Below are 25543 nucleotides of genomic sequence, written 5' to 3'. Positions count from 1 at the left end.
CCACAATAGCGCCCATGTCCGATGTGCTCCCCGATCCCGAACCCACCGTCGCCCACAGCGATGCCTTGCTGGCCGAGGTGGCCGCCTTGCCGGCGCTGCCAGGCGTCTACCGCTACTTCGATGTGGCCGGCGGCCTGCTTTACGTGGGCAAGGCGCGCAACCTCAAGAAGCGCGTCAGCAGCTATTTCCAGAAAAACCACGATGGCACCCGCATCGGGCACATGGTCAGCAAGATCGTGCGCATGGAGACCACGGTGGTGCGCTCCGAGGCCGAGGCGCTGCTGCTGGAAAACAACCTCATCAAGACGCTGAACCCGCGCTTCAACATCCTGTTCCGGGACGACAAGAGCTACCCCTACCTGCGCTTGAGCGGGCGTTGGCCGGCGCGCGGGCCACAAGATGGCCGCGCCCACCCAGGCGACTACCCGCGCATGAGCTACTACCGGGGCGCGGTGGACAAAAAGCACCAGTACTTCGGCCCGTACCCCAGCGCGTGGGCGGTGAAGGAGTCCATCCAGCTGCTGCAAAAGGTGTTTCGGCTGCGCACCTGTGAGGACACGGTGTTCAACAACCGCACCCGGCCCTGCCTGCTGTACCAGATCAAGCGTTGCACGGGGCCCTGTGTGAACCTGGTCACGCCCGCGCAGTACGAGGAAACCGTGCGCCACGCGGCGGCGTTTCTGCTGGGTGAAACCCAGTCGGTGCTGGACGAATTGCAGGCCCGCATGATGGGCCACGCCGACCGGCTGGAGTTCGAGCAGGCGGCCGAGATCCGCAACCAGATGACGGCCCTGTCGCGTGTGCTTCACCAGCAGGCCATGGACAACGTGTCGGACAAGGACGTAGATGTGCTGGCCGTCAAGGTGCTGGGCGGCCGCGCCTGTGTGAACCTGGCCATGGTGCGCGGTGGGCGCCACCTGGGCGACCGGCCGTACTTCCCCTCGCACGTGGAAGACGCCGCGGTGCTGGCGGTGCTCGATGCCGACGAAGGTGTGGCGCCGGTGCCGGTGGAGCAACAGGTGCTGGAGGCCTTCATCGCCCAACACTATGTGGACAGCGCGCCGCCGCCCACGCTGGTGTTGAGCCACCCCGTGCGTGTCGAACTGGTGGCCGCCTTGAGCGAGCAGACTGGCGTCAAGATCCACACCGTGCACCAGCCCCGCGAGCAGCGCCGCGCCTGGCTGGAGATGGCGCAAACCAATGCCGATATCCAGCTGGCGCGCTTGTTGGCGGAGGAGGGTTCGCAGCAGGCGCGCACGCGCGCGCTGGCCGACGCACTGGACCTGCCCAACGAGGTGTTGGACAGTTTGCGCATCGAGTGTTTCGACATCTCGCACACGGCGGGTGAATCCACCCAAGCCTCGTGTGTGGTGTTTGAGGGCCACAAGATGCAGGGCCGCCAGTACCGGCGCTTTCGTGTCGAGGGCATCACCCCGGGCGATGACTACGCCGCCATGCGCCAGGTGCTCACCCGCCGCTACACCAAGCTGGCCGAAGCCGCGCGCGAGGCCGGTGGTGCGGAGGCTGCGGGCAGCGTGGCCGGGCAGCGACTGCCGGACCTGGTGCTGATCGACGGCGGCAAAGGCCAGGTGGGCGTGGCGCGCGAGGTGTTCGAGGCGCTGGGCCTGGAGCTGGGTCGCATCGTCGGTGTGGAAAAGGGCGAAGGCCGCAAGGTGGGTCTGGAGGAGCTGGTGTTTGCCGATGGGCGCGAGAAGGTTTACCTGGGCAAGGACTCGGCCGCGCTGATGCTGGTGGCGCAAATCCGCGACGAGGCCCACCGCTTCGCCATCACCGGCATGCGCGCACAGCGCGCCAAGGTGCGCACCGGCGGCAGCCAGCTGGAAGACATTCCCGGCGTTGGCCCCAAAAAACGCGCGCGCTTGTTGCAGCGCTTTGGCGGCGTGCGTGGCGTGGCGTCAGCCAGCGTGGAGGACATGGTGACGGTGGAGGGCATTTCGCGTGAGCTGGCGGAGGTCATCTACCGCGCTTTGCACTGAACGCATAATCGCCCCATGTTCTTCAACCTCCCGACCCTGCTGACCTGGGCACGCATTGCGGCCATCCCGCTGATCGTGGGGGTGTACTACATCGACTTGCCGCTGGCGCAGGCCAACCTCATTGCCACGGTGCTGTTCATCGTGTTCGCGCTCACCGACTGGGCCGACGGTTACCTGGCGCGCCGGCTCAACCAGACCTCGGCTTTTGGTGCCTTTCTCGACCCGGTGGCCGACAAGTTTCTGGTGTGTGCCTGCGTGCTGGCGCTGGTGCACATGGACCGCGCCGACGTGTTCGTGGCCCTCATCATCATTGGCCGCGAGATCGCCATATCCTCCCTGCGCGAATGGATGGCCATCATTGGCGCCACCAAAAGTGTGGCGGTGCACATGATCGGCAAGGCCAAGACCATGGTGCAGATGATCGCCATCCCATTCCTGCTGTTCGACGGCCGCCTGCTGGGCGTCATCGACACCCGTGTCTGGGGCACCTGGTTGATCTGGATCGCAGCCGTGCTGACGGTCTGGTCCATGGTGTATTACCTGCAGAAAGCGCTGCCCGAGATCCGCGCCCGCAGCCGATGAGCGAGGCGCGCGACAACGCGTGGCTGCGCGCCATGCCGGTGGTGTTCGTGCTGATCTGGAGCACCGGTTTCATCGTGGCACGTTACGGCATGCCGCATGCACCGCCCTTCAAGTTCCTGGCCTGGCGTTACGCCTTGTCCATCCTCTGTTTTTTGCCCTGGATCGTGTTGGCGCGTGTGCGCTGGCCACAAACACGCACGCAGTGGCTGCACCTGGCCGTCACCGGTGTGCTGATGCACGCGGGTTACCTCGGTGGCGTGTGGGCGGCGGTCAAGGCGGGCATGGGGTCGGGTTTGTCGGCCCTGGTGGTGGGCTTGCAGCCGGTGCTGACCGCCTTGTGGTTGTCGGCCAACGGCGGGCAGGTCAACAAGCGGCAGTGGCTGGGCCTGCTGCTGGGTTTTGCCGGCCTGGTGCTGGTGGTGTCGCGCAAGTTCGGGGCCGGTGGCCCGGGCGACCAGGCCACGTGGTTGAACCTGTCGTTTGCCGTGGGGGCGCTGCTGTGCATCACCGTGGGCACGCTGTACCAGAAGCGTTTTGTGGCGCCGTGTGACGTGCGTTCGGCCAATGCCGTGCAGCTGGGGGCCGCGTTGATGGCCACGTTGCCGTTGGCGCTGATGGAGCCCGAGGCCATGGCCTGGAACGGGGAGCTGGCCGGCGCCATGGCGTGGTCGGTGCTGGGGCTCACCCTGGGCGGCAGTTCGCTGCTCTACATGCTGATCCAGCGCGGCGCGGCGGCCTCCGTCACCAGCCTCATGTACCTGGTGCCACCCTGCACGGCGCTGATCGCCTGGGTGTTGTTCTCCGAGCCCATCACCGCCGCCACACTCGCCGGCACCGCGCTCACCGCTTTTGGCGTGAGTCTGGTGGTGCGCGCTTCACGCTGACGGGCCGCCAGGGCTCTTCAGCAAAACGCTGGGCCAGAAAGTCCACCAGCAGGCGGATGCGACGGGGCACCTGGGCCCGGTAAGGCGCCAGCCAGTGCACGTCCGCGTCGGGCATGGACCACTCGGGCAGCACCCGCACCAGTTCGCCGCTAGCGAGTTGGGGTGCGATGTCCCACAGGCTGCGCAGCATGAGGCCGTGGCCGGCCAGACACCAGTCGCGCACCATCTCCCCCGAGTTGCTGGACAGCGGCCCGGCCACGGGCACGTGGTGCACGTGCGGATCGCCCGATCGCTGCAGCCGCCAGTGGTCGAAACGCTGCTGGCTGGCCACGCCGCCGTCTTTGCCGCCCCAGCCGCCGTTCTCGCGCACCACCAGGCAGGCGTGTTGCTGCAGGTCGTTGGGGTGGTGCGGTGTGCCGTGCTGGGCCAGGTAGGCGGGCGCGGCCACCAGCACGCGCTGGTTGCTGGCCAGTTTGCGCGACACCCATTCCCCCGCGCGGCCGCCCGGCGCGTTCCACAACCAGATGGCGCCGTCGAAGCCCTCCAGCGCGAGGTCGGGCAGGTGTTCGGTGAGCTGCAGCTGGACGTGCACGGCGGGAAAGCGGCGCTGGAAATCGGCCAACGCCGGACCCAGCCAGCGACGCCCAAAACCGAAGGTGGCGGCCAGGCGCACCGGGCCAGCGGGTTCGAGCCGGCGCTCACGCAGCTCGGCCTCTGCCAACGCAAAACCTTGCAACAACTGGGCCGCGTGTTGGCACAGGCTGTCCCCCTCAGCGGTGGGGCTCACGTGGCGCGTGGTGCGCTGGAACAGGCGCAGGCCCAGGGCTGCCTCCAGTGCGGCCAGCCTTTTGGTGACCACGGGGGCTGCCAGGTGCAGCGCACGTGCCGCCCCGGCGAGGCTGCCGTGCTGGCGAATGGCCAGCACCAGTTCAAGATCGGCTCGGTCCAATTGTTGCCTTGATGGAAAGATTGGCTTGCTCAATTGTTGCCGATGTTGCGCGTAAGCTTGGGCGCCATGTGGGAAACATTCAAGCCGCTGGTGGTGGAACGCAACGGTGTGCGTCTGCAGGTGCGCGTGGCCGGTGGTGGCCCGCCCCTGTTGCTGCTGCACGGCCACCCGCAGTCCATGGCCATGTGGCACCGCGTGGCGCCCACGCTGGCACGCCACTTCACCGTGGTGCTGATGGATGTGCGGGGCTATGGCGATTCGTCGCGCCCCGCGCCCGACGCGCAACACCTGGCCCACAGCAAACGCGAGATGGCGCTGGATGCGCTGGCGGTGATGCAGCACCTGGGCTTCGATCATTTCGGCGTGCTGGCCCACGACCGGGGTGCGCGTGTGGCGCACCGCCTGGCGGCCGACCACCCCGAGGCCGTGAGTCGCCTCATGTTGCTCGACATCGCGCCCACGCTGGCGATGTACGCCCAGACCAGCGAGGCGTTTGCGCGCGCCTACTGGCACTGGTTCTTCCTGATCCAGCCACCGCCTCTGCCCGAGGCCTTGATAGCCAGTGACCCGGTGCGCTACGTGCGCAGCGTGATGGGTGCGCGCCACGCGGGCTTGGCCGCGTTCGATGCCGCTGCGCTGGCCGACTACGAGCGCTGCGCCGCGTTGCCCGGCACCGCCACGTCGATTTGTGAGGACTACCGCGCCAGCGCCACCATCGATCTCGAACACGACCGCGCCGATGTGGCGGCGGGCCGCCTGCTGCCCATGCCGCTGCATGTGTTGTGGGGCGAACACGGTGCGGTGGGGCGTTGTTTTGATGTGCTGCCCTTGTGGCGCGAGCGCGCCCGTCAGGTGAGTGGCCACAGCCTGCCGTGTGGCCATTACCTCGCCGAAGAATCGCCCGAGGCCGTGTTGGCCGAGGCCTTGTCGTTTTTCAAACCCTGAAGGAGAACCCCATGAGCACCACCCACCGCATCGCGGTCATCGCTGGCGACGGTATTGGCAAGGAAGTCATGCCGGAGGGCCTGCGCGTGATGGAGGCGGCTGCCTCGAAGTTCAACATCCCGCTGCAGTTCGATCACTTCGATTTTTCGAGCTGGGACTACTTTGAGAAACACGGCCAGATGCTGCCCGACAACTGGAAAGACCAGATCGGTGGCCACGAGGCCATCTACTTCGGCGCCGTGGGCTGGCCTGAGAAGATCGCCGACCACGTTTCGCTGTGGGGTTCGCTGTTGTTGTTCCGCCGCGAGTTCGACCAGTACATCAACCTGCGCCCGGCGCGCCTCATGCCCGGTGTGACCGCCCCCGTGGTGCGGCGCGACGGCAGCCCGCGCCAGCCCGGCGAGATCGACATGATGATCGTGCGCGAGAACACCGAGGGCGAGTACTCCAGCATCGGCGGGCGCATGTACCAGGGCACACCGCGCGAGATCGTGATGCAGGAAACGGTGATGTCGCGTTTTGGTGTGGACCGCGTGCTCAAGTTCGCCTTCGAGCTGGCGCAGTCGCGCCCCAAAAAGCACCTCACCAGCGCCACCAAAAGCAATGGCATCGCCATCACCATGCCCTATTGGGACGAGCGTGTGGCCGAGATGGCCAAGGCCTACCCGGGCGTGAACGTGGACAAGTTCCACATCGACATCCTGACCGCGCACTTTGTGCAGCGCCCCGATTTCTTTGATGTGGTGGTGGCCAGCAACTTGTTTGGTGACATCCTCTCGGACCTGGGTCCGGCCTGCACCGGCACCATCGGCATCGCGCCCAGCGCCAACCTCAACCCCGACCGCACCATGCCCTCGCTGTTCGAGCCGGTGCACGGTTCGGCGCCGGACATTGCCGGCAAAGGCATCGCGAACCCCATCGGGCAAATCTGGTGTGGCGCCATGATGTTGGACTTCCTCGGGTACCGCGCCGCACACGACGCCGTGCTGGCGGCCATCGAGGCGGTGTTGTTGCCAGGCAGTGGCGCACCGCGCACCGCCGATCTGGGCGGCACCGCTGGCACCCGCGATGTGGGCCTTGCCATCGAGCAGATGTTGCGCGCATCAGCCTGACGATTTCCTTACAGCTCGATGGGCGTGCGAGCGCAAGCTTTGCGTCTAGAATGCCCGCTCGCTTGGCGCTCAGCGCACCCACAGGTCAGTGGCGTATTGACAGGCTCGGCGGCCCATAGGTGTAATTGTCAAACGCCTCGCCGTGCCTCGGTGCTGTGGGCGCAAGCCGGTTTTCTTTGCTTACGGCCGCAGTCTTCCCCTGCGGCCGTGGTTCTTTCAACCAAATCCAATTTTGAGGGGCTTCTTGTGAACAAATCTGAACTGGTCGAACACATCGCCAACCAGGCCGACATCTCCAAGGCCGCAGCCACCCGTGCACTGGACGCCATCACCGGCGCCGTGCGCACCACGCTGAAAAAAGGTGGCACCGTGTCGCTGGTGGGCTTTGGCTCGTTTTCCGTCACCAAGCGCCCGGCCCGCACCGGCCGCAACCCGCGCACCGGCGCTGCGATTAAAATCAAGTCCGCCAAGGTGCCGAAGTTCCGTCCAGGCAAGGCGTTGAAAGACGCCCTGAACTGAGCAGGCACACCCTGTTGACAGGGGGTCCTTAGCTCAGTTGGTAGAGCGGCTCCTTTACACGGAGTAGGTCGGCGGTTCGAGACCGTCAGGACCCACCACCCACCCAAGGCGAACCCCGGTTCGCCTTTTTGCTGTTGCCCTCAGGGCTTCATGCCTTCACCGCAGGTTCACGCATGTTCGATTCGATCCGCAACCACAAAAAGTACCTGATGGGCTTTTTGATGATCCTCATCATTCCATCGTTTGTGCTGTTTGGCATCGAGGGATACAGCCGCTTCAACGAAGGTGGTCAGCGTGTGGCGCAAGTGGCAGGACAGGACATCACGCAGCAGGAGTGGGATGCCTGGCATCAGCGCTACGCCGAGAACGTGTTGGCGTCGTCGCCCACCTTGGACCGCAGATTGCTTGACACAGAAGCGGCGCGCTACAACAGCCTGCGCCGCCTGGTGGACGAGCGGCTGTTGGCGCTGGCGTCGCAAAAAGACCGCCTGCTCACCAGCGATGCCCGCTTGGCACAGCAGCTGCAACAGGACCCCGTGGTGGCGTCGCTGCGCAAACCCGACGGCACGCTGGACATGAGCCAGTACCGGCAACTTCTCAGCACCCAGGGCATGACGCCTGAGATGTTCGAATCCGGCTTGCGCGCCGAACTGTCGCGCCGCCAAGTGCTACAGGGCTTGCGCGCTTCGGGTTTTGTGTCCCCGGCCGTCTCCAAGGCCATGGGCGATGCCTACTTCGAACGCCGCGAGATCCAGTGGCGTCGCCTGTCGCCCCGTGATTTCGAGTCGCGTGTGCAGGTGACTGACGCCGATGTGGCCGAGTTCTACAACGCCAACAAGACCTTGTTCCAGTCCACCGAGCAGGCCGACGTGGAGTACGTGGTGCTGGACTTGGACGCCGTTGCCAGCGGCATCACCCTGGCCGAGGCCGACCTCAAGGCCTATTACGAACAAAACCTGGCCCGGCTCTCCGGGGGCGAGCAGCGCCGTGCCAGCCACATCCTGCTGACGGTGGCGTCAGGCGCGTCGGCCGACGACAAGGCCAAAATCAAGGCCAAAGCACAGGCCTTGCGTGAGCAACTGCGTGCCACACCGGCCAAGTTTGCCGAACTGGCCCGTGCCGAATCGCAAGACCCGGGTTCCGCCCGCAACGGCGGCGACCTCGACTACTTCGCCCGTGGTGCCATGGTCAAGTCCTTCGAAGACGCGGCTTTTGCGCTCGAAAAGGGGCAAATCTCTGACGTGGTCGAAAGCGAGTTCGGCTTCCACATCATCCAGGTCACTGATATCAAGAGCCCGCCCAAGCGCAGCTTCGAATCCATGCGTGCCGAACTCGAGCCCGAGTTGAAGAAGCAGCAGGCACAACGCAAGTTTGCCGAGGTGGCCGAGCAGTTCAGCAACCTGGTGTACGAACAGGCCGACAGCCTGGCGCCCGCCGCCGACAAGCTCAAACTCAAGGTGGTCACCGTCAAGGGCCTCACGCGCGAGGGGCGGCCCGGTGTGTTGTCCAACCCCAAGTTGCTCGAAGCCCTGTTCGCAACCGACTCGGTGCAGAAGAAGCGCAACACCGAGGCCGTGGAACTGGGGGCCAACCAGTTGGCCGCCGCGCGCGTGATGCAGTACGCGCCAGCCGCCACCCAACCGCTGGAGGCCGTGGCAACGCAGGTGCGTGCCCGTTTGGTGGCCGAGCGTGCCGCCGCCCTGGCCAAAGCCGACGGCGAAGCCAAGCTGGCTGCCTGGCGCGCCCAGCCGGGTGATGCCCAGCTGCCCGCAGCGATCACCGTTTCGCGCGACAGCAGTGAAGGCCTGCCCCTCAAGGTGCTGACGGCCGTGTTGTCGGCCGACCTCGCTTCTGGACCGGCGTGGCTGGGGCTGGATGAGGGGCCGGCTGGCTACGTGATCGCCAAAGTCGTCAAGTCGGTGCCGCGCACGGCGCCTGCTGCGGAGGTGGCGCGCCAGGAAGCCAATGAGCTGGCAGAACTCTGGGTAGGTGCTGAGGCCGCCGCCTACATGGCCCACCTCAAAGCCAAGTACAAGGCCGAAATCAGCGTGCCCGAACCCAAGGTCAACGCGTCAGGATCGTGATCTCTGCGAGGTTCGTGAAAAAACGAGCAAATCACACGCTATAATTGCAGGCTCTGCGGTGGCTGTAGCTCAGTTGGTAGAGTCCAGGATTGTGATTCCTGTTGTCGTGGGTTCGAGTCCCATCAGCCACCCCATATGATTCAAGCACTTAGCCCGGTTTTGACCGGGCTTTGTCGTTGCTGGCCCCGTAAAAATTTCCCAAATGGGAAAATGTGGCACCAGGGCACACACCGTTCACGTCATGGCTCCAGTCACACCGGGTGTTTGGCTCAGCGAGGCGTGCGCCCGCACCGGGGCAGAATCAGGCCGTGCTTTTTGCCTGGGCCAGCGAGCCGGCGCCAAACACGATACCCATTACGGTTCCTGCCACCACGTCGAGTGCCACGTGTTGGAGGGTTGCCATGGTTGACCAAATGATGGCGGTGCACAGAACCAGCGACGTCCATTGAAGGGCGGCCGGCGTCCTCAACTCTTTGAATATGCGCTGCAGCCAGCACAAGCTGAACACCGCGGATGCGACATGCAAGGAGGGACATGCGTTGCCGGCGCCGTCCACGCCTTTGATCAGGGCCAGGCCCGGATAGAGGCTCCAGTCGATGTTGACGGTGGGTGTGCGGGTGGGAAACCACCAGAAAATCGCCAATGACAACAGGCACATGCTGCCCATGCCCAATCCAAACCAGACCAAAGCGCGCTTGTTGCCCATCACCGCTGGTGCCAGGAAGACATACAGCCACAGTGAGAGGTAGACCGGAAATGCCGACGGGACAAATCCTATCCATTGGTCCAGCCAGATTTCTGGCATCACTGTTGCCGGGCGGTCGAGGTTGGCAAGTATCCAGAAGTAGGCCCAAAAAAACAGCAGTGTGATGGTGGTGCTGCCGAAAGATTTGAGGGGCCAATCGATGGCAAAACGCCTGCCCAATCGAGCCAGCCAACCCGAGGTGTCGGGCGTGTTCGTTTCTGAGTTCGCGGCCCATGGGGAAAACGGCAGTTCGCGTGCGCGTGGGATCTCGCGCTGTGGGTCGGTCATGATGGCTAAAAGTGCGGCAACGGGCGATGTAACCCCACATTGTGACGGTTGTACAATCAATTGTGAGGAGAGGTCAGCCCGTTTGCGGTGCGCGCCAGGCTCGCGCTTTGAGCAATTCATCCGCTGGCAGGGCTTTGTAGGCGAGGGCGTCGTCGGCGCAATGCCCATCAAAAAAAATTCATCTCATGCAACCGACCGAACTGATTCGCCAATTTTTATTCGAGCGTCTGGGCGCGACACCTGATCAAGTTGTGAACGAGGCCTTGCTGGTCGATCTGGGTGTGGATTCACTTTTGCTCGCCGAGCTGATGTTTGAGGCAGAGGACCAGCTGGGTCTTTCGATCAAATCTGATGTGGCCGTTCCGAAGTCGGTGGGCGATATTGTCGAATTGATTGAGCGCCTGCTGGCGGTCAAAACCGCTGACGCTGCGCAGTGATGGATCGACGCCGTGTGGCCATCACCGGTCTGGGGGTGGTGAGTCCGTATGGGGGCGGCGTGGACGCGTTCTTCGAGCATTTGCTTGAAGGTCGTTCGGCGGTCCGTCTCGTGTTGACCGAAGACAAAACGCGACCTTTGGCCATGCCTTTTGTGGCCTGCCAAGGTTTTGATGCGGTGGCTGCTCTGGGCAAACCCCTGGCCATGATGATGGAGCGCTTTGCCCATCTTGGCGTGTCGGCCGCATTCGATGCCTGGCACGACGCCGGTCTGGAGCGGGTGCCTACCGACCCCGATGACCGCAATGACTGGGCCTGTATTTGGGGCACAGCATTGGGTGGCGTTCTGGCCTTTGAAAAAGGTTACCGCGACATGTGGCAAAACGGGCGTGATCGCCTCTCGCCTTTGTCGGTGGTGCTGGGCATGAACAACGCTGTCAACGCCCACCTGTCCATCCAGCTGGGGCTGGGTGGCATCAGCATGAGCCACACCGTTGCGTGTGCCTCGTCGACGGTGGCCATTGGGGAGGCGTTTCGCCGCGTGCGCTCGGGCGAGGCCACGGTGGCCATCACGGGTGGTTCGGATGCGACGCAGGCTTATGGTGTCGGCAAAGCCTGGGAGGCCATGCGGCTGATCGCGCCGGGCGACGTCGAGACCGCACCAACGGCTTGCCGGCCGTTTGCTGCCGACCGCGCCGGGTTGGTGCTGGGCGAGGGCGCTGCCGCGATGGTGCTGGAGGACTGGGGCCATGCCGTGGCCCGCGGCGCCCGCATCCATGCCGAAGTGGTGGGCTATGGCGCGAGCTGTGACCGCAGCCACTTGGTGCGCCCCCAGGCCGAAGGCCAGGCGCGTGCTTTGCGTGCCGCGCTGTCAGACGGTGGTTTGAACGGCAGCGATGTGGGCTATGTCAACGCACACGGCACCGCCACGGTGGAGGGCGACCCGGTTGAAGTTCAGGCACTCAAAACCGTGCTGGGCGCACACGCGCCTTCGGTGGCCGTGAGTGCCACCAAATCCATGCATGGCCACCTCATGGGCGCTGCCGGGGCCATGGAGGCCTTGGCCACTGTCTTGGCGTTGCGCCAACAGGCGATTCCGCCCACCGCCCATTTGTGTGGTCGCCTGGACCCCGCCTGCGAGGGTGTGGATCACGTGTTTGAAGGTCGGCGCCGGGTGCCGTTCGCGGTGGCCTTGTCCAACTCTTTTGCCTTTGGTGGCAGCAACGCCGTGTTGGCGTTTCGTGCGACTTCTTAAATCCAACTCTCTGCGAGCCGAGCCATGTCTCTAGTGTCCACCCAGTCCATCGATGATCTCTTGATCGAGGTCGCTGCGTTGATCATCGAAGCCCTCAACCTGGAGGTGTCGCCACAAGACATCAACCCAGACGATCCGCTGTATGGCGATGGATTGGGTTTGGACTCCATCGACATGCTGGAGATTTCGCTGGTCATCTCCAAGCACTACGGTTTTCAGTTGCGCTCAGACAACGAGCACAACGATCAAATCTACGCATCGCTGCGGACGCTCACCGCCCACATTGCCAGCCAGCGAACCAAATGAGACCGGTGTTGTTGGAGCGCCGCTGGACCGTCAGCGGTCAACAGGTGTGGGCATGACGACCTGCCCTTTGATCAGCGGCCGCGCCATGGACGACGTCATCGCGTGGCGTCCCAGTGGGCCCGTGCGGGTGCGGGCGTTTTTGAGCCACGCTCAGGCCGTCGCCGCCGTTTTGCCCGAGGGCACGGGGGTGCTCAACCTGTGCGAAGACCGTTACCACTTTGCCGTGTTGTTTGCCGCCTGCTTGTTGACCGGCAAGACCAGCTTGCAGCCGGCGTCGCACGCGGTCGAAACGCTTCAACGCTTGGCGCACGACCACCCCGGCACGTTCGCGGTGGTTGACAGTGCGTTGGATGTGGCCGGTGTGACCCGCATCGATTTCCCCGACCTGAACACCTTGCCCTTGAGCGACGTGACCGTGATGCCCGAGATCGAAGCGGATCGTGTGGTCGCGATTCTGTTCACATCCGGTTCCACGGGCGTGCCCCAACCTCACGCCAAAACCTGGGGGCGGCTGGTGCAAAACGGCCAGGCCGAAGCCGCTGGCTTGCGCCTGGGCGACCACCCGCCGGTGCTGGTGGCCACCGTGCCCGCACAGCACAGCTACGGTTTCGAGTCCAGCTTTTTGCTCGCCCTGCATGGCGGCTGCAGTTTCTGGAGTGGCAAGCCCTTTTACCCCCAAGACGTGGCGGACGCATTGCACGCCGTACCGCGCCCGCGCATGCTGGTCACCACGCCGTACCATCTCTCCGCATTGCTCGCGTCCGATCTGGTCTGGCCGGCGCTGGACATCTGCCTGTCCGCCACCGCGCCGCTGGGTGCCGACCTCGCTGTTCGCGTCGAGCAACGGGGCGGGGCGCCGGTGCACGAAATTTACGGTTCCACCGAATCGGGGCAGTTGGCTTGCCGGCGCACAAGCGACGGTCCGCCGTGGCACCTGTTGCCCGGTGTTGTGCTGGAGCAGGAAAACGACACCACCTACGCCCGCGATGGCCACGTGGAGGGCCGCGTGCCCCTGTCGGACATCATCGAACTCCAGCATGCCGGCGCGTTTTTGTTGCATGGCCGGCACGCCGACCTCGTCAACATTGCGGGCAAACGCAGTTCATTGGCGTACTTGAACCACCAACTGTGTGCCATCGATGGTGTGTTGGATGGGGCTTTTTTTCTGCCCGACAACAGCCACGACGAGGTCGGTGCCATCACACGTTTGACCGCTTTTGTGGTGGCGCCCGGGCTGTCGGCCGAGACCTTGCAGCGTGCCTTGCGCGAACGCATCGACAGCCTGTTCCTGCCACGTCCCCTGGTGTTTGTGGATGCGCTGGCGCGCAACAGCACCGGCAAACTGTTGCGAACCACGCTGCAGGCGCTGTACCGAGAGCGGGTGGGCCATGGCCAGGCTTGAACGGGTCTGGCGCGTGCCGTTCGACCACCCCGCCTTGGCCGGGCACTTTCCGGGGCACCCCATCGTGCCCGGTGTGGTGGTGCTGGACCAGGTGCTGTGCCTAGCGCAATCCCATTTCGATGGCGCCGTCAGCACCTGGCAGGTGGGCCAAGTCAAGTTCCTCAGCCCGAGCGGTCCCGGCGACGAGCTCTCGTTCATGCTGGAGGCGGGTGCGCGTGGCGGGCTTTCGTTTGTGGTTCGCTGTGCCGAGCGCGACGTTGCGGTGGGCAGCCTGACACCTGGATCGCCGTGACCACACACAGCCCCCAGACCCAAGGGCCCCAACCCGAGTGGTTGCGGCGCCAGGAGCGCAGCAACCTCGCCATCTTGCGCCTGATGGTTTGGATCTCGCTGTCCTTCGGACGCCGAATGGGGCGCCTGGTGCTGCACGGCATCGCGGTCTATTTTGTGTTGTTTGCGCCGGCCGCGCGCCGTGCGAGCCGCGCGTATCTGCACAAGGTCCTGGGACGCTGGGCGACGTGGCGCGATGGCTACCGCCATGTGTTCAGTTTTGCCAGCACCATCCACGACCGCATCTACCTGCTGAACGACCGCTTTGATCTCTTTGACGTGGAGGTGGTGGGCGACAAGGCGGTGTTGGAGCAACTTCAGCGGCAGCCTGGCGCCTTGCTCATGGGGGCACACCTGGGCAGTTTTGAGGTACTGCGTGCCATGGGGCGGGGCAAAAAAGGCTTGCGTGTGGCCATGCTGATGTACGAACAGAACGCGCGCAAGCTCAACGCCACGCTCGCGGCCATCAACCCCAAGGCCATGCAAGACATCATTTCGCTCGGGCATCTGGAGTCGATGCTGGAGGTGCGCGACAAGCTGGACCAGGGTTTCCTGGTGGGCATGCTGGCCGACCGTTCGCTGAACGATGACCCCGCGTTGTCGGTGGAATTCCTGGGCGAGCCGGCCGCGTTTCCACTCGGGCCGTGGCGCATGGCCGCACTGCTCAAGCGCCCGGTGTTCCTGATGGCCGGCCTTTACCTGGGTGGCAACCGCTACCAACTGCACTTTGAGCCCTTGGCCGATTTCTCGCACGTCAAACGCGGTGACCGCGACGCGGCGATTCACAACGCGGTGCAGGCCTACGCGGACAGCCTGGCGCGGCTGTGCCAACTGGCGCCCTACAACTGGTTCAACTTTTTCGATTTTTGGCAAAAAAAATGATGAAACGTTTTGGTCTGGTGGCCTTGTTGTGGCTGGGGTTCGCCGGTGTGGCCCAGGCCGCCTACGACATCGAACAGTTGATGAGCGACCTGGCCAGCCACAAAGGCGGGCGGGCGCGGTTTGTCGAGAAGCGCCACATGGCCGTGCTGGATAAGCCGGTTTTGTCCAGCGGTGAGATGGTGTACAGCCCGCCCGACCGCTTGGAAAAACGCACGCTGTTGCCCAAACCCGAGACCATGGTGCTCGACAAGGACACCCTCAGCATGGAGCGAGACAAGCGCAAGCTCTCCATCAACCTGCAAAGCCGCCCGGAGGCTTTGGCTTTTGTGGACAGCATCCGCAGCACCTTGTCGGGCAACCGCCACGTGCTGGAACAGAACTACCGGCTGAGCCTGCAAGGCGAGTCTGGCCAATGGGTGTTGACCTTGGTCCCGATCGAGCCGGCCATCGCGGCGCTGCTCCAGCGCATCACGGTCAGTGGCGCCCAACGCCAGGTGCGCCACATCGAATACCTGCAGGTGGACGGCGACCGGTCGGAGATCAGCATCGACCCCATCGAGACCCCATGAGCCCGGCCCGTTCGCGCGAAGGGTTTTTCACCGCAGTGCACCCGATGGGGATGGTCCAGTGAGGTCGACCGCGGTCAGGGTGTTTTTGATTTGGCTGGCGCTGATGCTGGCTGGGGTGGCTGTGGTGTGGAACAGCCGCTTTTCGGCGGACATGTCGTTTTTTCTGCCGTCTGAGCCCTCGATGGAGCAACAGGCATTGGTGGAGCAGATGCGTGACGGTGCGGTGTCGCGCCTGTTGATGCTGTCGATTGAAGGCGGTGACGCGCCACAACGTGCCGCCGTCTCGCGCGGGTTGCGCACCCAACTGGCCAGCAGTGGCGCTTTTGTCTCGGTGCAGAACGGTGAGGCTGGCGGGCTCGAGGGCGAGCGCGACGTGCTGCTGCGCTACCGCTACCAGCTCAGCCCGGCGGTCTCGCCCGAGCGTTTCACCGAAGAGGGCCTGCGCACCGCCGTTGCCGACACCATTGACCTGCTCTCTTCGCCGGCAGGCGTGTTGCTCAAGCCCTACCTCGCGAACGACCCCACGGGGGAGGTGCTCGCCGTGCTGGGTCAACTTGACTCGGCCGCGCAGCCGCAGATGCGGGCGGGTGTCTGGGCTTCGCGCAATGGCGAGCGTGCCATGCTGCTGCTGCAGACGCGCGCCCCCGGCTCCGACACCGATGGTCAGGCCGCCGCCATCGACACGGTGCGCCTGGCCTTCGCCCAAACGCTGCAGGCCACCGGGCATTCGGAACTGAAATTGAACCTGTCGGGGCCGGGCCAGTTCGCTGTGCAATCGCGCGCGACCATCAAGGCCGAGGTTGCCCGCCTGTCCCTCATCAGCTCCGTCGCCATCTGGCTGGTGCTGTTTGCGGTCTACCGTTCCTTCCGCTTGCTGCTGTTGGGTTTGATTCCCGTGCTGAGCGGCACGCTTGCCGGCATCGTCACGGTGAGCTTGGTGCATGGCACGGTGTTTGGCATCACCGTGGGTTTCGGGTCGGCTTTGATTGGCGAGGCGGTGGACTACGCCATTTATTACTTTGTGCAGGCAGGGCACCAGGGGGTCCACCAATGGCGCCGGGTGTTCTGGCCGACCATCCGGCTGGGCGTTTTGACCACGGCCATCGGTTTCGGTGCCTTGTTGTTCTCGGGTTTTCCGGGGCTCGCGCAGCTGGGCCTGTACGCCTTGTCGGGTGTGGTCACGGCGGCCCTGGTGACCCGTTTTGTGTTGCCCGCACTGACCAGCGCAGGTGTCAACGTGCCGCAGTCGGGGCCGTGGGTGAAACAGGGCTTGTTGCTGTTGAACCAGGCCCACCGCCTGCGCTGGCTGGCGGTGGTGCTGACGGTGGCGGTGGGCGCCTACCTGTGGCAGGTGCGCGATGGTTTGTGGGATGGCAACCTGTCGGCGTTGTCCACCGTGAGCGCGGCCGAAGCCTCGGCCGATTCGCGCATGCGAACCGACCTCGCCGCGCCCGACGCGCGTTACCTCGTGACCGTGGCGGCGCCCGATCAGGAGGGCGCCTTGCAGGCCGCCGAACGTGCTGGCCAGCGGCTGGACCGGCTGGTGGAGGCCGGCGTGATCGGTGGCTACGACAGCCCCGCACGTTTTCTGCCCAGCGAACAATTGCAGCGCCAGCGGCTGGCCAGCGTGCCCGAGCCCGCCGAATTGCAGGCCCGGCTTGACCGGGCACTGGCCGACTCGCCCCTGTCTTCGAGCAAGCTCGGGCCTTTCCTGGCCGACGTGACGGCGGCCCGCAGCCAGGGTGTGGTGCGCCGCGCCGACCTGGAGGGCAGTGCGCTGGCCCTGGCGGTGGACTCGATGTTGACCCGCAACCAGCACGGTGGATGGACCGCGATGCTGCCGCTGCGGCCGACGGCGGACGCACCTGAATCCAGCCTGCCCACCGACCAGATTCGTGCCACGCTGGCAGGCAGCGGGGCCGTGTTTGTGGATCTCAAGACCGAGTTCGAATCGCTCTACAGCGGCTACATGAGTGAAGCGGTGCAACTGTCGCTGGCGGGTGTGGTGGCCATTGCGGTGCTGCTCGGTTTCACCATGCGCTCGGCCCTGCGTTTGTCGCGGGTCTTGTTCACCCTGGCGCTCACGGTGGCCTGCGTGATCGCGCTGCTGCACCTCTCCGGTGCGCGGCTGCACCTGTTGCACCTCGTGGGCATGTTGCTGATCGTGGCCGTGGGCTCCAACTACGCGTTGTTCTTCGACCGCGCGGCGGCAGGAGAACCGCTGGACCAGGCGACATTGATGTCCATGTCGGTGGCCGTGCTCACCACCGTGATCGGTTTTGGCACCTTGGCCAGTTCCAGCGTGCCCGTGCTGCAGGCCGTGGGCATCACGGTCGGCCCGGGGGCTTTGCTGGCGCTGCTGTTGTCTGCGGTGCTGGTCTATCCCAAGGGTGGCAAGTGAACGCGACGGAGCGACATGAATGTGGCGCCACCAGCGTGCTGATCATGCTGCCGGGCGCCTTGATGACGCCGCAGCACATGCGCGGCGCCGGGCTGTTTGCCGAGGTGGCGCAGCGCGCGTTGGCGCTGGACCTCATCGCGCCCGATCTGCACGCCGAGGGGGCCGACAACCGGGTCGCGCTGCAACGCTTGGAGCAGGACTGGCTGGCACCGGCCCGCGAGCGCTACCAGCGTGTCTGGCTGGGGGGCATATCGCGTGGTGGTCAACTGGCTTTGTCGTGCCTGGCCGGGCGGCACGGCACGATGCATGGCCTGTGCCTGCTCGCGCCCTACGCGGGTGGGCGCATCACCACCAACGCCATCCGCCGTGCGGGCGGGCTCCATGCCTGGCAGCCCGCTGCCGACCAGCAATCCGACCCCGATGTGCGCCTGTGGACGTGGCTCAAAACGCCACTGCCGCCGGTTCCGGTGTTCATGGGCTACGGCGAACAGGACCGTTTTGCCGACGGCATGCAGATGTTGGCCACTCAACTGCCAACGGCCACCCACGTCACGGTGCCGGGGGCCCACGATTGGGCGGCGTGGCTGCCGCTGTGGCAGCGTTTTCTTGACCAGCGTCACTTTCCTGTGTTGGCATGAGCCGCGCCTGGACGATCTCACCCGCGCTCAAAGCCTCGGCCGCCCTCCATTTGGGGGCCGTGTTGGGCACCGCTGCCGTGCCGGCGATCTGGCCCTGGGCGCTGGGTGCGCTGGCGCTCAACCACGCGGTCATTACGGGTGCCGGACTGCTGCCGCGAACGAGCCTGCTGGGGCCTAACCTCACCCGTCTGCCGCCCGCTTCGCAGGCGCGGCACGAACTGGCATTGACGATCGACGACGGTCCCGATCCGCACGTCACGCCGCGTGTGCTGGACCTGCTGGATGCCGCAGGCGCCAAAGCCACCTTCTTTTGTATTGGCTGGCGGGCACGGGCACAGCCCGCCTTGTGCCGCGAGATCGTCGCGCGGGGCCACCGGGTCGAAAACCATAGTGACGCGCATTCCAACCTGTTCTCGCTGTTTGGCCCAGGCCGCATGCGGGCCGACATCTCAGCCGCGCAGGCCAGCCTGAGCGACATCACCGGCCAGGCGCCGCTGTTTTTTCGCCCGACGGCAGGCCTGCGCAACCCCTTCCTGGAGCCGGTGCTGGCCAGCCTGGACCTGCATCTCGCCGCGTGGACGCGCCGGCCTTACGACACCCGCGATGGCCGCCCGCAGCAGGTCTTGCAGCGGCTGACGCGTGGGCTGGGTCCGGGGGACATTCTGCTCATGCACGATGGCCACGCCGCGCGCACGCCCGAGGGGCAAGCCGTCATCCTCGCCACCTTGCCGGCGCTGTTGGCCTGCATCAAAGCCCAGGGACTCCACACCGTGACATTGCAACAGTCGCTGACATGACCGATTCCGTTTTTAGAACCCTGCTTGACGAAGCGACCCAGCCGTTCAAAGTGGCCGGGCCATTTGCTTACCACTATGCGCGTGGCAAGCTCGGCTCCGACCCGATTTTCCGGGAGGTGCTGCGTTTGGGTTTGTTGCCCGCCACAGGTCGTTTGCTGGACCTGGGTTGTGGGCAGGGCAGCCTGTTTGGCTGGCTGTTGGCCGCTCAACGCATGCACGCGCGTGGCCAGTGGCCCGCCGACTGGTCCCCAGCGCCCCATTTTCAAAGCATGCGTGGCATCGAGCTCATGCAGAACGACGTGGACCGCGCGGCCCGCTGCTTTGGCGCCAACCACGCGGTGGTTCGCGTCGAACGTGGCGACATGAACCAAGCCGACTTTGGGCAGGTGGATGTGGTCACGGTGCTCGACGCACTGCACTACTTTCCCCACGAACAGCAGGCCCAGGTGCTGCAGCGCATACGCGCGGCCCTGCCACCCGGTGGCCTGTTCCTCACCCGCATTGGCGACGCCAGTGCGGGCCTGCCTTTCCACATTTCCAACTGGGTGGACCACCTGGTCACGTTCGCGCGGGGGCACCGCCTGCCGCGCCTCTACTGCCGCAGCCTTGCCGAGTGGACAACGCTGCTCACGGGGCTGGGCTTTGTGGTCGAGTCCGAGCCCATGAGCCACGGCAAACCCTTTGCCAACGTGATGCTGGCGTGCCGTGTGCCCGCCTGATCCTCAACCCATGGCCTTGTTGCCCCGCTTGTTGTGAACCCTGTCCAGCTCTCTGCCTACACGCTGACCACCGCCCTCGGGCGTGGCCTGCAGGCGCACCGTGAGGCCTTGCGCGCCGAGCGTTCCGCGCTGACCGCTTGCGCCTTCGAATCGGTCGCGCTCAACACCTGGGTCGGTGAGGTGCCCGGTGTGGATGCCCAACGTTTGCCCGACGCGCTGGCACGCTACGACTGCCGCAACAACCGCCTCACCTTGATGGGGCTGGAGACCGATGGTTTTGCCGATCGCGTGCGCGAGGCGGCCGCGCGTTACGGCGCCGACCGCGTGGGCGTGTTCCTGGGCACCAGCACCGCCGGCATCCTTCAGACCGAGCTGGCCTACCGCCGGCGCGACCCGGAGCGTGGCGCGCTGCCCGACGACTTCCACTACCGCAGCACCCACAACGCGTTCTCGCTTGCCGAGTTCACGCGCGACCACTTTGGGTTGGAAGGCATGGCGATGGCGATCTCCACCGCCTGCTCGTCCAGCGCCAAGGTGTTTGCCGCAGCGGCGCGCCACCTCGCATTGGGCACCATCGATGCGGCCGTTGTCGGTGGTGTCGATTCGCTGTGCCTGACCACGCTCTACGGTTTTGCCTCGCTGCAACTCACCTCGACACAACCCTGCCGGCCCTACGACGCACAACGCGACGGCATCTCCATCGGCGAGGGCGCGGCCTTTGCCCTGCTGGAGCGCCAAGCTGCCCCAGCGGCCGGCGCGGTGCTGCTGCTGGGCGTGGGCGAGTCCAGCGACGCGTACCACATGTCGGCGCCCCACCCGCAGGGCCTGGGCGCACGCCTGGCCATGGAGGCCGCGCTGCGCTCGGCGGGCCTGCAAGCACAAGACATGGGCTACATCAACCTGCACGGCACCGCCACGCCCGCCAACGATTCGGCCGAAGGCCAGGCCGTGAGCGCGCTGTTCGGCGACACTGTGCCGGCCAACTCCACCAAGGGCTACATGGGCCACACCTTGGGCGCTGCCGGCGCCATCGAAGCCATCATCTGCGCGCTGGCGCTGACCGACGGGCGCCTGCCCGGCAGCCCCGGTACCGGCGTGCTCGACCCGTCCATCCCGATCCGCTACCAGCGCCACGGTGCCGATGCGCCGCTGCGCCACGCGCTGAGCAATTCGTTCGGATTTGGTGGCAGCAATTGCAGCCTCGTGTTGGGGGTGGCGCAATGAACCCCACACCTTTGCAAGCCTGGATCAACGGCGTTGGTCTGATCGCACCCGGTTTGCCCGACTGGCCAACCGCAGCGGCGGTGCTGCGCGAAGAGACGGCCTATGTGCCGGCCCCGAGCGTGCTGCCCGCGCCCATGTTGCTGCCCCCGGCCGAACGCCGCCGCGCCAGCCGCGTGATCCGGCTCAGTCTGGGGGTGGGCTTGGAGGCGGTGACCCATGCGGGCGCCGACGCCGCCACGCTGGCCACGGTGTTTTCGGCCTCGGGCGCCGACGGCCACAACTGCCACGCGCTGTGTGAGCAGCTCGCGGGCGACGACCGCCAGATTTCGCCCACACGTTTTCACAACTCGGTGCACAACGCCGCCGCCGGCTACTGGGGCATCGCCACGCGCAGCATGGCGCCTTGCCAGGTGCTGGGCGCGTTCGATGCCAGCTTCGGCGCTGGCCTGCTGGACGCCCTGGCCCAGGTGGCCCTGGGCGGCGGGCCGGTGTTGCTGGTGGCCTACGACAGCGAATACCCCGCACCGCTGCACGCCAAACGCGACACGCCCGACTGCGGCGGCGTGGCCTTGTTGTTGAGCGCGCAACGCAGCGAGCGTTCGCTGGCTTCTGTCGCGGTGACGGCTAGCCGCGAGCCGGCCGACGTGTTGGCGGTGCCGGCGCTGGAGCAGTTGCGCCGGAACATCCCGGCCATGCGCGCCTTGCCGCTGTTGCATCGCCTGGCGCATGGCATGGCGGGCGCCGTGGTGCTGGACTACCTGGCACCCATGCAGCTTCAACTGGAGCTTCAAACGTGCTGAACCACGCGTGGATTGCCGCGCACATTCCCCACCAGGGCAACATGTGTCTGTTGCAGAACGTACTCGAATGGAACGGGGAGCGCATCGTTTGTGATGCCATCAGCCACAGGGACCCGGCCAACCCCTTGCGTGCGGCCGGGCGCCTGGGTGCTGCGGTTGGTGTGGAGTACGCGGCGCAGGCCATGGCGGTGCACGGCGCTTTGCTGGCGCCATCCGACGCGGCGCCCACCCGAGGTTTTCTGACCAGTGTGCGTGGCCTGAGCCTGCACGTGAACCGCCTGGACGATCTGGCCGGGCCGCTGCATGTGGCCGCCGAGCGGCTGTCGGGCGACACCCGCCTCATCCTTTACCAATTCCACATCCACCACGGCGAGCGCTGCGTGCTTGAAGGCCGCGCCTCGGTGGTGCTCGACGCACAATCCCTATGACTTCTTCATCCACCCGCCGACGTGCTTTGGTCACCGGTGGCAGCGGCGGCATCGGCGCCGCCATTTGCCAGCGCCTGGCCGCCGACGGCCACCACGTCATCGTGCACGCCAACCGGGGCTTAGAGAAAGCGCAGGCCATCGCCGCGCAGATCGTGGCCGAGGGTGGCAGCGCCGAGGCCGTGGCCTTCGATATCACCGACCGTGCCGCCACCGCCGCTGCGCTGGAGGCCCTGACCGAAGCGGGCGCGATCCAGATTCTGGTCAACAACGCCGGCATCCACGACGACGCGGTGTTTCCGGGCATGAGCGGCGCGCAATGGGACCGTGTGCTGAACGTGTCGCTCAATGGCTTTTTCAACGTGACCCAGCCGTTGACCATGCCCATGATGCGCACGCGCTGGGGCCGCATCGTCAGCATCTCGTCGGTGGCCGCCGTGGCGGGCAACCGGGGGCAGGTGAACTACGCCGCGGCCAAGGGCGCGCTGCACGCGGCGAGCAAATCGCTGGCGCTGGAACTGGCGAGCCGGGGCGTGACGGTCAATGCGGTTGCGCCGGGGCTCATCGCCACCAGCATGATCGAGGGCAGCTTCGATGCGGATATGGTCAAGCGCCTGGTGCCCATGCAACGTGTGGGCCAGCCGCAAGAGGTCGCCAACCTGGTCGCCTTTTTGGCCTCAGACCAGGCAGGCTACATTTCCGGACAGGTCATTTCTATCAATGGGGCGATGATCTGATCGCTCCCCTGCAGGCTCGATGTGGGCCGGAAAACGAAACACATGCGGCACCTCCGACACCTCCGACACCTCCGACACCTATCCTGCCTCTTGGCCACCTGCCTCACATGGGCGGCTGCAGGCCCGAGCCACGCGCAAGACAATGAGGGCGGCGCGCTTCAGGCCTGCCTGGCGGCCTGGGGTGAACACCCCTTCGGCCCCAATCCCAGCTACAGGACGCTGGCCACCTCGGTCAAGGTGTTTGGCATTGGCCCGGGCACGGCGGACCGCGAGGTCACGCCCGGCCCGAGCCTTGTGATGGTCAACCCGGGCGTCAACGTCATGGGAGGCTCCGCCATCGAGTTGCTCAACCCCCAGGGGTGGTACTGCCTGCGTGCGGCGGTCAATGTCATGGGCGGCATGGACATCAAGCTGCATTGCAGCGCCCGCTTGGCGTCGTCCAGCAACGGCGCCTCGGTCATGAGCGGGGAGAACACCGCCAAGGGTGTGTCGGTGATGGGCGCGATCAAAGTCGAGCGGGTGGGCTGCAGCAACTCGTAGACGTTGGCGCAGGATCAGGTGCGTTGATTGGCCCAACCGGCCAACGCGCGCGCACGCCGCATCAGCGGCTCCACCATGGGCACGGTCAGCATGGTGCTGGCCACGGCCATCAGCAGCAGGGCGGTGAAGGTTTCGTTGGTGATCACCTGCTTGTCGAGCAGGATGTTGGCGAAGATGATCATGATCAGGGCCTTGGTTTGCAGCAGCCAGCCAATGATGGAGGCCTCTCCTGCGGGCCAGCGCAACACGCGCGCCGCCAAGCGCACACCAACGAGTTTGCCGGCCACCGATGCGACCAGCAGCAGCGCGGCTGCCGCGAAGACCTCGGTGCCGCCCACGGCCCAGTTGGTGCGCAGGCCGGTGGAGAGGAAAAACACGGGCATCATGATCAGCAGCACGTGGTGGCGCAGTTGGTCGAGCTTGTCTTGGTTGAACCAGTGGACGTCCATGATGGCGCCTGCGAGGAATGCGCCAACCATGAAATGCAGCCCCGCCCAGTCAGAGCCCAGCCCGCACAAGGCGAGCCAGATGGGTGCCACGTACCAGCGGTCTTTTTCGTCCAGCCACGCCATGAGGCGGCGAAACGCCCAACCCAGCACCACAAACCCGACCAGGAAGGCGAGCTGTTTGCCGATGCGGCTCCAGTCCATCAGGATCAAGGCGAGCACGCCCCAGATGGCGATGTCGTCCAGACTGGCGTAGCGCAGAATGCGCTGGCCCAGGGGGTGGCGCAGGATGTCGAGCTTCTCCATCAGCAGGATGAGTATGGGCAAGGCGGTGACGGCGCAGGCCATGCCAATGCCCACGACAAATTGCCAGGGCTGCGCTTGCTGACCCACCCAGCCGTCAAAACCCAACAACACGGCGGCAGCGGCACAGCCCAGCAGCAAGGGTGCGCCCAGGGCAAAGCCCGCTGTGATGCCGCTCTCGCGGCGGTGTTGCCAAGCCTTGTTGAGGTCGAGCTCGACACCCGCAATCATCACAAACAACATGACCGCCCACCAAGCGATGCCGTTGAGGGAGTGCACCACGGTGGGTGTGAACACAAAGTCGTAGTACGCCGGAAACCAGTGCCCCAGCACGCCGGGGCCGAGCACGATGCCCATGACGATCTGCACGACCACCAGGGGGGCGTAGTAGTCGGTGTTGCACAGGCGCCAGACCAACCAGGGGATGCTGAAGATGATCAGCATCGCGATGAGAAAAATTTCGGTGGTGTTCACGGGCGGCGTCCGGTGTATTCGCGAAAAACGCCCAGGGTCACCGAGCAGGCCACGTCGACAAAACCGGCTCGTTTCAACGCGTCCAGTATGGGTTGTGGCTCCAGCGCGGATTCGATGGTGTCGCCGTAGTAGGCCCACAGGCGCTGCACGTCGGCGTGGCGGCGTGTGAGGCGCGCCAACACCGGAACAATCACGGAGAGGTGAAAGTGCAGCAGGCCACGCAGCACCCGGTTGTTCGGGCGGCTGATTTCCATGATGCAGACACGTCCCCCCGGGCGCAGCACACGCAGGTACTCGGCAAATGCCAGGTTCAGGTCGCTCACGTGCCGCAGCGCGTAGCCCATGGAGACAAAGTCGACCTGGGCATCGGGCAGTGGGATGGCCTCGGCGTAGGCCACGAGCGTCTCCACCTTCACCTTTTTGCGCAGTTCAGACAACATGCCGGGCGAGGGGTCCAAGGCCCACACGCGGCCCTGGGGGCCGACCAGCTCGTGCCCGGCCACCGTGACCAGCCCGGTGCCAGCGGCCACGTCCAGCAAGGCCATGCCGGGTTTGAGGCCATTGCGTTGCAGCACGTCGCGGCGGTACCAGGCGCCACTGCCCATCGCGGTCAGGGCTTCGGCCTTGTCGTAGCCCGAGGCCGCTTCGTCGAACATCGCTTGTGTCATGGCGCGGCGTTCGGCTTCGGACTTGAAGTAGCGCTGCATGCGCGGGTCGGACTTCAGCGCGGCGGTGCGTTCTGGGGTGGGGTTCAT

General features: G+C 65.5%; 27 protein-coding genes and 2 tRNA genes. 25 read left to right on the top strand and 4 right to left on the bottom strand.

Annotation, left to right across the window (positions count from 1 at the left end; genetic code table 11):
• Nucleotides 1-14 precede the first annotated feature (14 nt).
• The 3 genes from uvrC to ACFQU0_RS05875 are packed head-to-tail and all read left to right on the top strand — an operon-like array spanning nt 15 to nt 3463.
• A complete protein-coding gene (gene uvrC, locus ACFQU0_RS05885) occupies nt 15-1997 on the top strand; it encodes an excinuclease ABC subunit UvrC (RefSeq protein WP_382199212.1) in 1983 nt (660 codons plus the stop codon).
• Nucleotides 1998-2012: 15 nt separating this feature from the next.
• Nucleotides 2013-2579, top strand: a complete 567-nt coding sequence (pgsA, locus tag ACFQU0_RS05880) for a CDP-diacylglycerol--glycerol-3-phosphate 3-phosphatidyltransferase (protein WP_382199210.1) — start codon at nt 2013-2015, stop codon at nt 2577-2579.
• Nucleotides 2576-3463, top strand: a complete 888-nt coding sequence (locus ACFQU0_RS05875) for a DMT family transporter (RefSeq protein WP_382199209.1) — start codon at nt 2576-2578, stop codon at nt 3461-3463. The genes pgsA and ACFQU0_RS05875 overlap by 4 nt, the downstream gene beginning before the upstream one ends.
• On the opposite strand, the gene ACFQU0_RS05870 is transcribed toward ACFQU0_RS05875, so the two are convergent.
• Nucleotides 3420-4412 carry a LysR substrate-binding domain-containing protein gene (locus ACFQU0_RS05870; RefSeq protein ID WP_382199207.1) on the bottom strand — a complete coding sequence of 331 codons (993 nt, stop codon included), beginning with the start codon at nt 4410-4412 and terminating at the stop codon, nt 3420-3422. The genes ACFQU0_RS05875 and ACFQU0_RS05870 overlap by 44 nt on opposite strands.
• Before the next feature lie 66 nt (nt 4413-4478).
• Between ACFQU0_RS05870 and ACFQU0_RS05865 the strand changes: the two genes are divergently transcribed.
• The 6 genes from ACFQU0_RS05865 (at nt 4479) to ACFQU0_RS05840 (ending at nt 9206) form a co-directional block, all read left to right on the top strand.
• Nucleotides 4479-5357, top strand: a complete 879-nt coding sequence (locus ACFQU0_RS05865) for an alpha/beta fold hydrolase (RefSeq protein ID WP_382199206.1) — start codon at nt 4479-4481, stop codon at nt 5355-5357.
• Between the two features lie 11 nt (nt 5358-5368).
• The gene (locus ACFQU0_RS05860; protein ID WP_382199204.1) at nt 5369-6469 is read left to right on the top strand and encodes a tartrate dehydrogenase; all 1101 of its coding nucleotides are present in this window, start codon (nt 5369-5371) and stop codon (nt 6467-6469) included.
• Nucleotides 6470-6715: 246 nt separating this feature from the next.
• Entirely contained in the window at nt 6716-6988 is a 273-nt protein-coding gene (locus ACFQU0_RS05855; RefSeq protein WP_382199202.1) for an HU family DNA-binding protein, read from the top strand.
• A gap of 22 nt (nt 6989-7010) precedes the next feature.
• A tRNA-Val gene (locus ACFQU0_RS05850) sits at nt 7011-7086 on the top strand.
• Between the two features lie 75 nt (nt 7087-7161).
• Nucleotides 7162-9072 (top strand): SurA N-terminal domain-containing protein, encoded by a 1911-nt coding sequence (locus tag ACFQU0_RS05845; protein ID WP_382199200.1) that lies wholly within the window; start codon nt 7162-7164, stop codon nt 9070-9072.
• 58 nt (nt 9073-9130) lie between these two features.
• Nucleotides 9131-9206: transfer RNA gene (locus tag ACFQU0_RS05840), tRNA-His, on the top strand.
• A 167-nt stretch (nt 9207-9373) separates the two neighbouring features.
• Here the strand turns inward: ACFQU0_RS05840 and ACFQU0_RS05835 are convergent.
• Nucleotides 9374-10273, bottom strand: coding sequence for a phosphatase PAP2 family protein (locus ACFQU0_RS05835; protein WP_382199199.1), 900 nt, complete (start codon nt 10271-10273; stop codon nt 9374-9376).
• Between the two features lie 17 nt (nt 10274-10290).
• Between ACFQU0_RS05835 and ACFQU0_RS05830 the strand changes: the two genes are divergently transcribed.
• The 16 genes from ACFQU0_RS05830 to ACFQU0_RS05755 all read left to right on the top strand — a co-directional run bounded on the left by ACFQU0_RS05830 (nt 10291) and on the right by ACFQU0_RS05755 (nt 23565).
• Nucleotides 10291-10542, top strand: coding sequence for a phosphopantetheine-binding protein (locus ACFQU0_RS05830; RefSeq protein ID WP_382199197.1), 252 nt, complete (start codon nt 10291-10293; stop codon nt 10540-10542).
• Nucleotides 10542-11795 (top strand): beta-ketoacyl-[acyl-carrier-protein] synthase family protein, encoded by a 1254-nt coding sequence (locus tag ACFQU0_RS05825; protein ID WP_382199196.1) that lies wholly within the window; start codon nt 10542-10544, stop codon nt 11793-11795. The genes ACFQU0_RS05830 and ACFQU0_RS05825 overlap by 1 nt, the downstream gene beginning before the upstream one ends.
• Before the next feature lie 24 nt (nt 11796-11819).
• Nucleotides 11820-12101 carry a phosphopantetheine-binding protein gene (locus ACFQU0_RS05820; RefSeq protein WP_382199195.1) on the top strand — a complete coding sequence of 94 codons (282 nt, stop codon included), beginning with the start codon at nt 11820-11822 and terminating at the stop codon, nt 12099-12101.
• Nucleotides 12102-12153: 52 nt separating this feature from the next.
• Complete coding sequence (locus tag ACFQU0_RS05815) at nt 12154-13503, top strand: AMP-binding protein (protein WP_382199194.1); 1350 nt, start codon at nt 12154-12156, stop codon at nt 13501-13503.
• The gene (locus ACFQU0_RS05810) at nt 13490-13795 is read left to right on the top strand and encodes an ApeI family dehydratase (RefSeq protein WP_382199193.1); all 306 of its coding nucleotides are present in this window, start codon (nt 13490-13492) and stop codon (nt 13793-13795) included. The genes ACFQU0_RS05815 and ACFQU0_RS05810 overlap by 14 nt, the downstream gene beginning before the upstream one ends.
• Before the next feature lie 83 nt (nt 13796-13878).
• Nucleotides 13879-14715: an LpxL/LpxP family acyltransferase gene (locus tag ACFQU0_RS05805; RefSeq protein WP_382199335.1), complete on the top strand. Its 837-nt coding sequence runs from the start codon at nt 13879-13881 to the stop codon at nt 14713-14715.
• Entirely contained in the window at nt 14715-15284 is a 570-nt protein-coding gene (locus ACFQU0_RS05800) for a LolA family protein (protein ID WP_382199191.1), read from the top strand. Before ACFQU0_RS05805 ends, ACFQU0_RS05800 begins: the two co-directional genes overlap by 1 nt.
• Nucleotides 15285-15363: 79 nt before the next feature.
• Nucleotides 15364-17685: an MMPL family transporter gene (locus tag ACFQU0_RS05795; RefSeq protein ID WP_382199190.1), complete on the top strand. Its 2322-nt coding sequence runs from the start codon at nt 15364-15366 to the stop codon at nt 17683-17685.
• Nucleotides 17686-17720: 35 nt separating this feature from the next.
• Nucleotides 17721-18323, top strand: a complete 603-nt coding sequence (locus tag ACFQU0_RS05790) for a hypothetical protein (RefSeq protein ID WP_382199189.1) — start codon at nt 17721-17723, stop codon at nt 18321-18323.
• A complete protein-coding gene (locus tag ACFQU0_RS05785) occupies nt 18320-19120 on the top strand; it encodes a polysaccharide deacetylase family protein (RefSeq protein ID WP_382199188.1) in 801 nt (266 codons plus the stop codon). Before ACFQU0_RS05790 ends, ACFQU0_RS05785 begins: the two co-directional genes overlap by 4 nt.
• Nucleotides 19117-19839 carry an SAM-dependent methyltransferase gene (locus ACFQU0_RS05780; RefSeq protein WP_382199187.1) on the top strand — a complete coding sequence of 241 codons (723 nt, stop codon included), beginning with the start codon at nt 19117-19119 and terminating at the stop codon, nt 19837-19839. The genes ACFQU0_RS05785 and ACFQU0_RS05780 overlap by 4 nt, the downstream gene beginning before the upstream one ends.
• Before the next feature lie 33 nt (nt 19840-19872).
• A complete protein-coding gene (locus tag ACFQU0_RS05775) occupies nt 19873-21063 on the top strand; it encodes a beta-ketoacyl-[acyl-carrier-protein] synthase family protein (RefSeq protein ID WP_382199186.1) in 1191 nt (396 codons plus the stop codon).
• The gene (locus ACFQU0_RS05770; RefSeq protein ID WP_382199184.1) at nt 21060-21863 is read left to right on the top strand and encodes a beta-ketoacyl synthase chain length factor; all 804 of its coding nucleotides are present in this window, start codon (nt 21060-21062) and stop codon (nt 21861-21863) included. Before ACFQU0_RS05775 ends, ACFQU0_RS05770 begins: the two co-directional genes overlap by 4 nt.
• Nucleotides 21857-22291 (top strand): hotdog family protein, encoded by a 435-nt coding sequence (locus ACFQU0_RS05765; protein ID WP_465262187.1) that lies wholly within the window; start codon nt 21857-21859, stop codon nt 22289-22291. The genes ACFQU0_RS05770 and ACFQU0_RS05765 overlap by 7 nt, the downstream gene beginning before the upstream one ends.
• Nucleotides 22288-23025 (top strand): 3-oxoacyl-ACP reductase FabG, encoded by a 738-nt coding sequence (gene fabG / locus ACFQU0_RS05760; protein ID WP_382199183.1) that lies wholly within the window; start codon nt 22288-22290, stop codon nt 23023-23025. The genes ACFQU0_RS05765 and fabG overlap by 4 nt, the downstream gene beginning before the upstream one ends.
• 90 nt (nt 23026-23115) lie before the next feature.
• Nucleotides 23116-23565, top strand: coding sequence for a hypothetical protein (locus ACFQU0_RS05755; protein WP_382199182.1), 450 nt, complete (start codon nt 23116-23118; stop codon nt 23563-23565).
• Nucleotides 23566-23579: 14 nt separating this feature from the next.
• Here the strand turns inward: ACFQU0_RS05755 and ACFQU0_RS05750 are convergent, their stop codons facing one another.
• Nucleotides 23580-24788, bottom strand: coding sequence for a cation:proton antiporter (locus ACFQU0_RS05750; RefSeq protein ID WP_382199180.1), 1209 nt, complete (start codon nt 24786-24788; stop codon nt 23580-23582).
• Nucleotides 24785-25543, bottom strand: coding sequence for a class I SAM-dependent methyltransferase (locus tag ACFQU0_RS05745; protein ID WP_382199179.1), 759 nt, complete (start codon nt 25541-25543; stop codon nt 24785-24787). Before ACFQU0_RS05745 ends, ACFQU0_RS05750 begins: the two co-directional genes overlap by 4 nt.

The organism is Hydrogenophaga defluvii, from assembly GCF_042665235.1.
GTDB lineage: Bacteria > Pseudomonadota > Gammaproteobacteria > Burkholderiales > Burkholderiaceae_C > Hydrogenophaga > Hydrogenophaga defluvii_A.
Note: the sequence above shows the minus strand (reverse complement) of the source record. Positions and strands in the feature narration are given on the sequence as shown.

What these genes read in the sequence shown, in the direction of transcription:
- ACFQU0_RS05780 (WP_382199187.1), top strand. Translation starts at nt 19,117, where the DNA reads ATGACCGATTCCGTTTTTAGAACCCTGCTTGACGAAGCGACCCAGCCG.
- ACFQU0_RS05815 (WP_382199194.1), top strand. Translation starts at nt 12,154, where the DNA reads ATGACGACCTGCCCTTTGATCAGCGGCCGCGCCATGGACGACGTCATC.
- fabG (WP_382199183.1), top strand. Translation starts at nt 22,288, where the DNA reads ATGACTTCTTCATCCACCCGCCGACGTGCTTTGGTCACCGGTGGCAGC.
- ACFQU0_RS05860 (WP_382199204.1), top strand. Translation starts at nt 5,369, where the DNA reads ATGAGCACCACCCACCGCATCGCGGTCATCGCTGGCGACGGTATTGGC.
- ACFQU0_RS05875 (WP_382199209.1), top strand. Translation starts at nt 2,576, where the DNA reads ATGAGCGAGGCGCGCGACAACGCGTGGCTGCGCGCCATGCCGGTGGTG.
- ACFQU0_RS05835 (WP_382199199.1), bottom strand. Translation starts at nt 10,273, where the DNA reads ATGGGCATTGCGCCGACGACGCCCTCGCCTACAAAGCCCTGCCAGCGG.
- ACFQU0_RS05825 (WP_382199196.1), top strand. Translation starts at nt 10,542, where the DNA reads ATGGATCGACGCCGTGTGGCCATCACCGGTCTGGGGGTGGTGAGTCCG.
- ACFQU0_RS05865 (WP_382199206.1), top strand. Translation starts at nt 4,479, where the DNA reads ATGTGGGAAACATTCAAGCCGCTGGTGGTGGAACGCAACGGTGTGCGT.
- ACFQU0_RS05830 (WP_382199197.1), top strand. Translation starts at nt 10,291, where the DNA reads ATGCAACCGACCGAACTGATTCGCCAATTTTTATTCGAGCGTCTGGGC.
- uvrC (WP_382199212.1), top strand. Translation starts at nt 15, where the DNA reads ATGTCCGATGTGCTCCCCGATCCCGAACCCACCGTCGCCCACAGCGAT.
- ACFQU0_RS05845 (WP_382199200.1), top strand. Translation starts at nt 7,162, where the DNA reads ATGTTCGATTCGATCCGCAACCACAAAAAGTACCTGATGGGCTTTTTG.
- ACFQU0_RS05770 (WP_382199184.1), top strand. Translation starts at nt 21,060, where the DNA reads ATGAACCCCACACCTTTGCAAGCCTGGATCAACGGCGTTGGTCTGATC.
- ACFQU0_RS05800 (WP_382199191.1), top strand. Translation starts at nt 14,715, where the DNA reads ATGAAACGTTTTGGTCTGGTGGCCTTGTTGTGGCTGGGGTTCGCCGGT.
- ACFQU0_RS05810 (WP_382199193.1), top strand. Translation starts at nt 13,490, where the DNA reads ATGGCCAGGCTTGAACGGGTCTGGCGCGTGCCGTTCGACCACCCCGCC.
- ACFQU0_RS05820 (WP_382199195.1), top strand. Translation starts at nt 11,820, where the DNA reads ATGTCTCTAGTGTCCACCCAGTCCATCGATGATCTCTTGATCGAGGTC.
- ACFQU0_RS05785 (WP_382199188.1), top strand. Translation starts at nt 18,320, where the DNA reads ATGAGCCGCGCCTGGACGATCTCACCCGCGCTCAAAGCCTCGGCCGCC.
- pgsA (WP_382199210.1), top strand. Translation starts at nt 2,013, where the DNA reads ATGTTCTTCAACCTCCCGACCCTGCTGACCTGGGCACGCATTGCGGCC.
- ACFQU0_RS05745 (WP_382199179.1), bottom strand. Translation starts at nt 25,543, where the DNA reads ATGAACCCCACCCCAGAACGCACCGCCGCGCTGAAGTCCGACCCGCGC.
- ACFQU0_RS05805 (WP_382199335.1), top strand. Translation starts at nt 13,879, where the DNA reads ATGGTTTGGATCTCGCTGTCCTTCGGACGCCGAATGGGGCGCCTGGTG.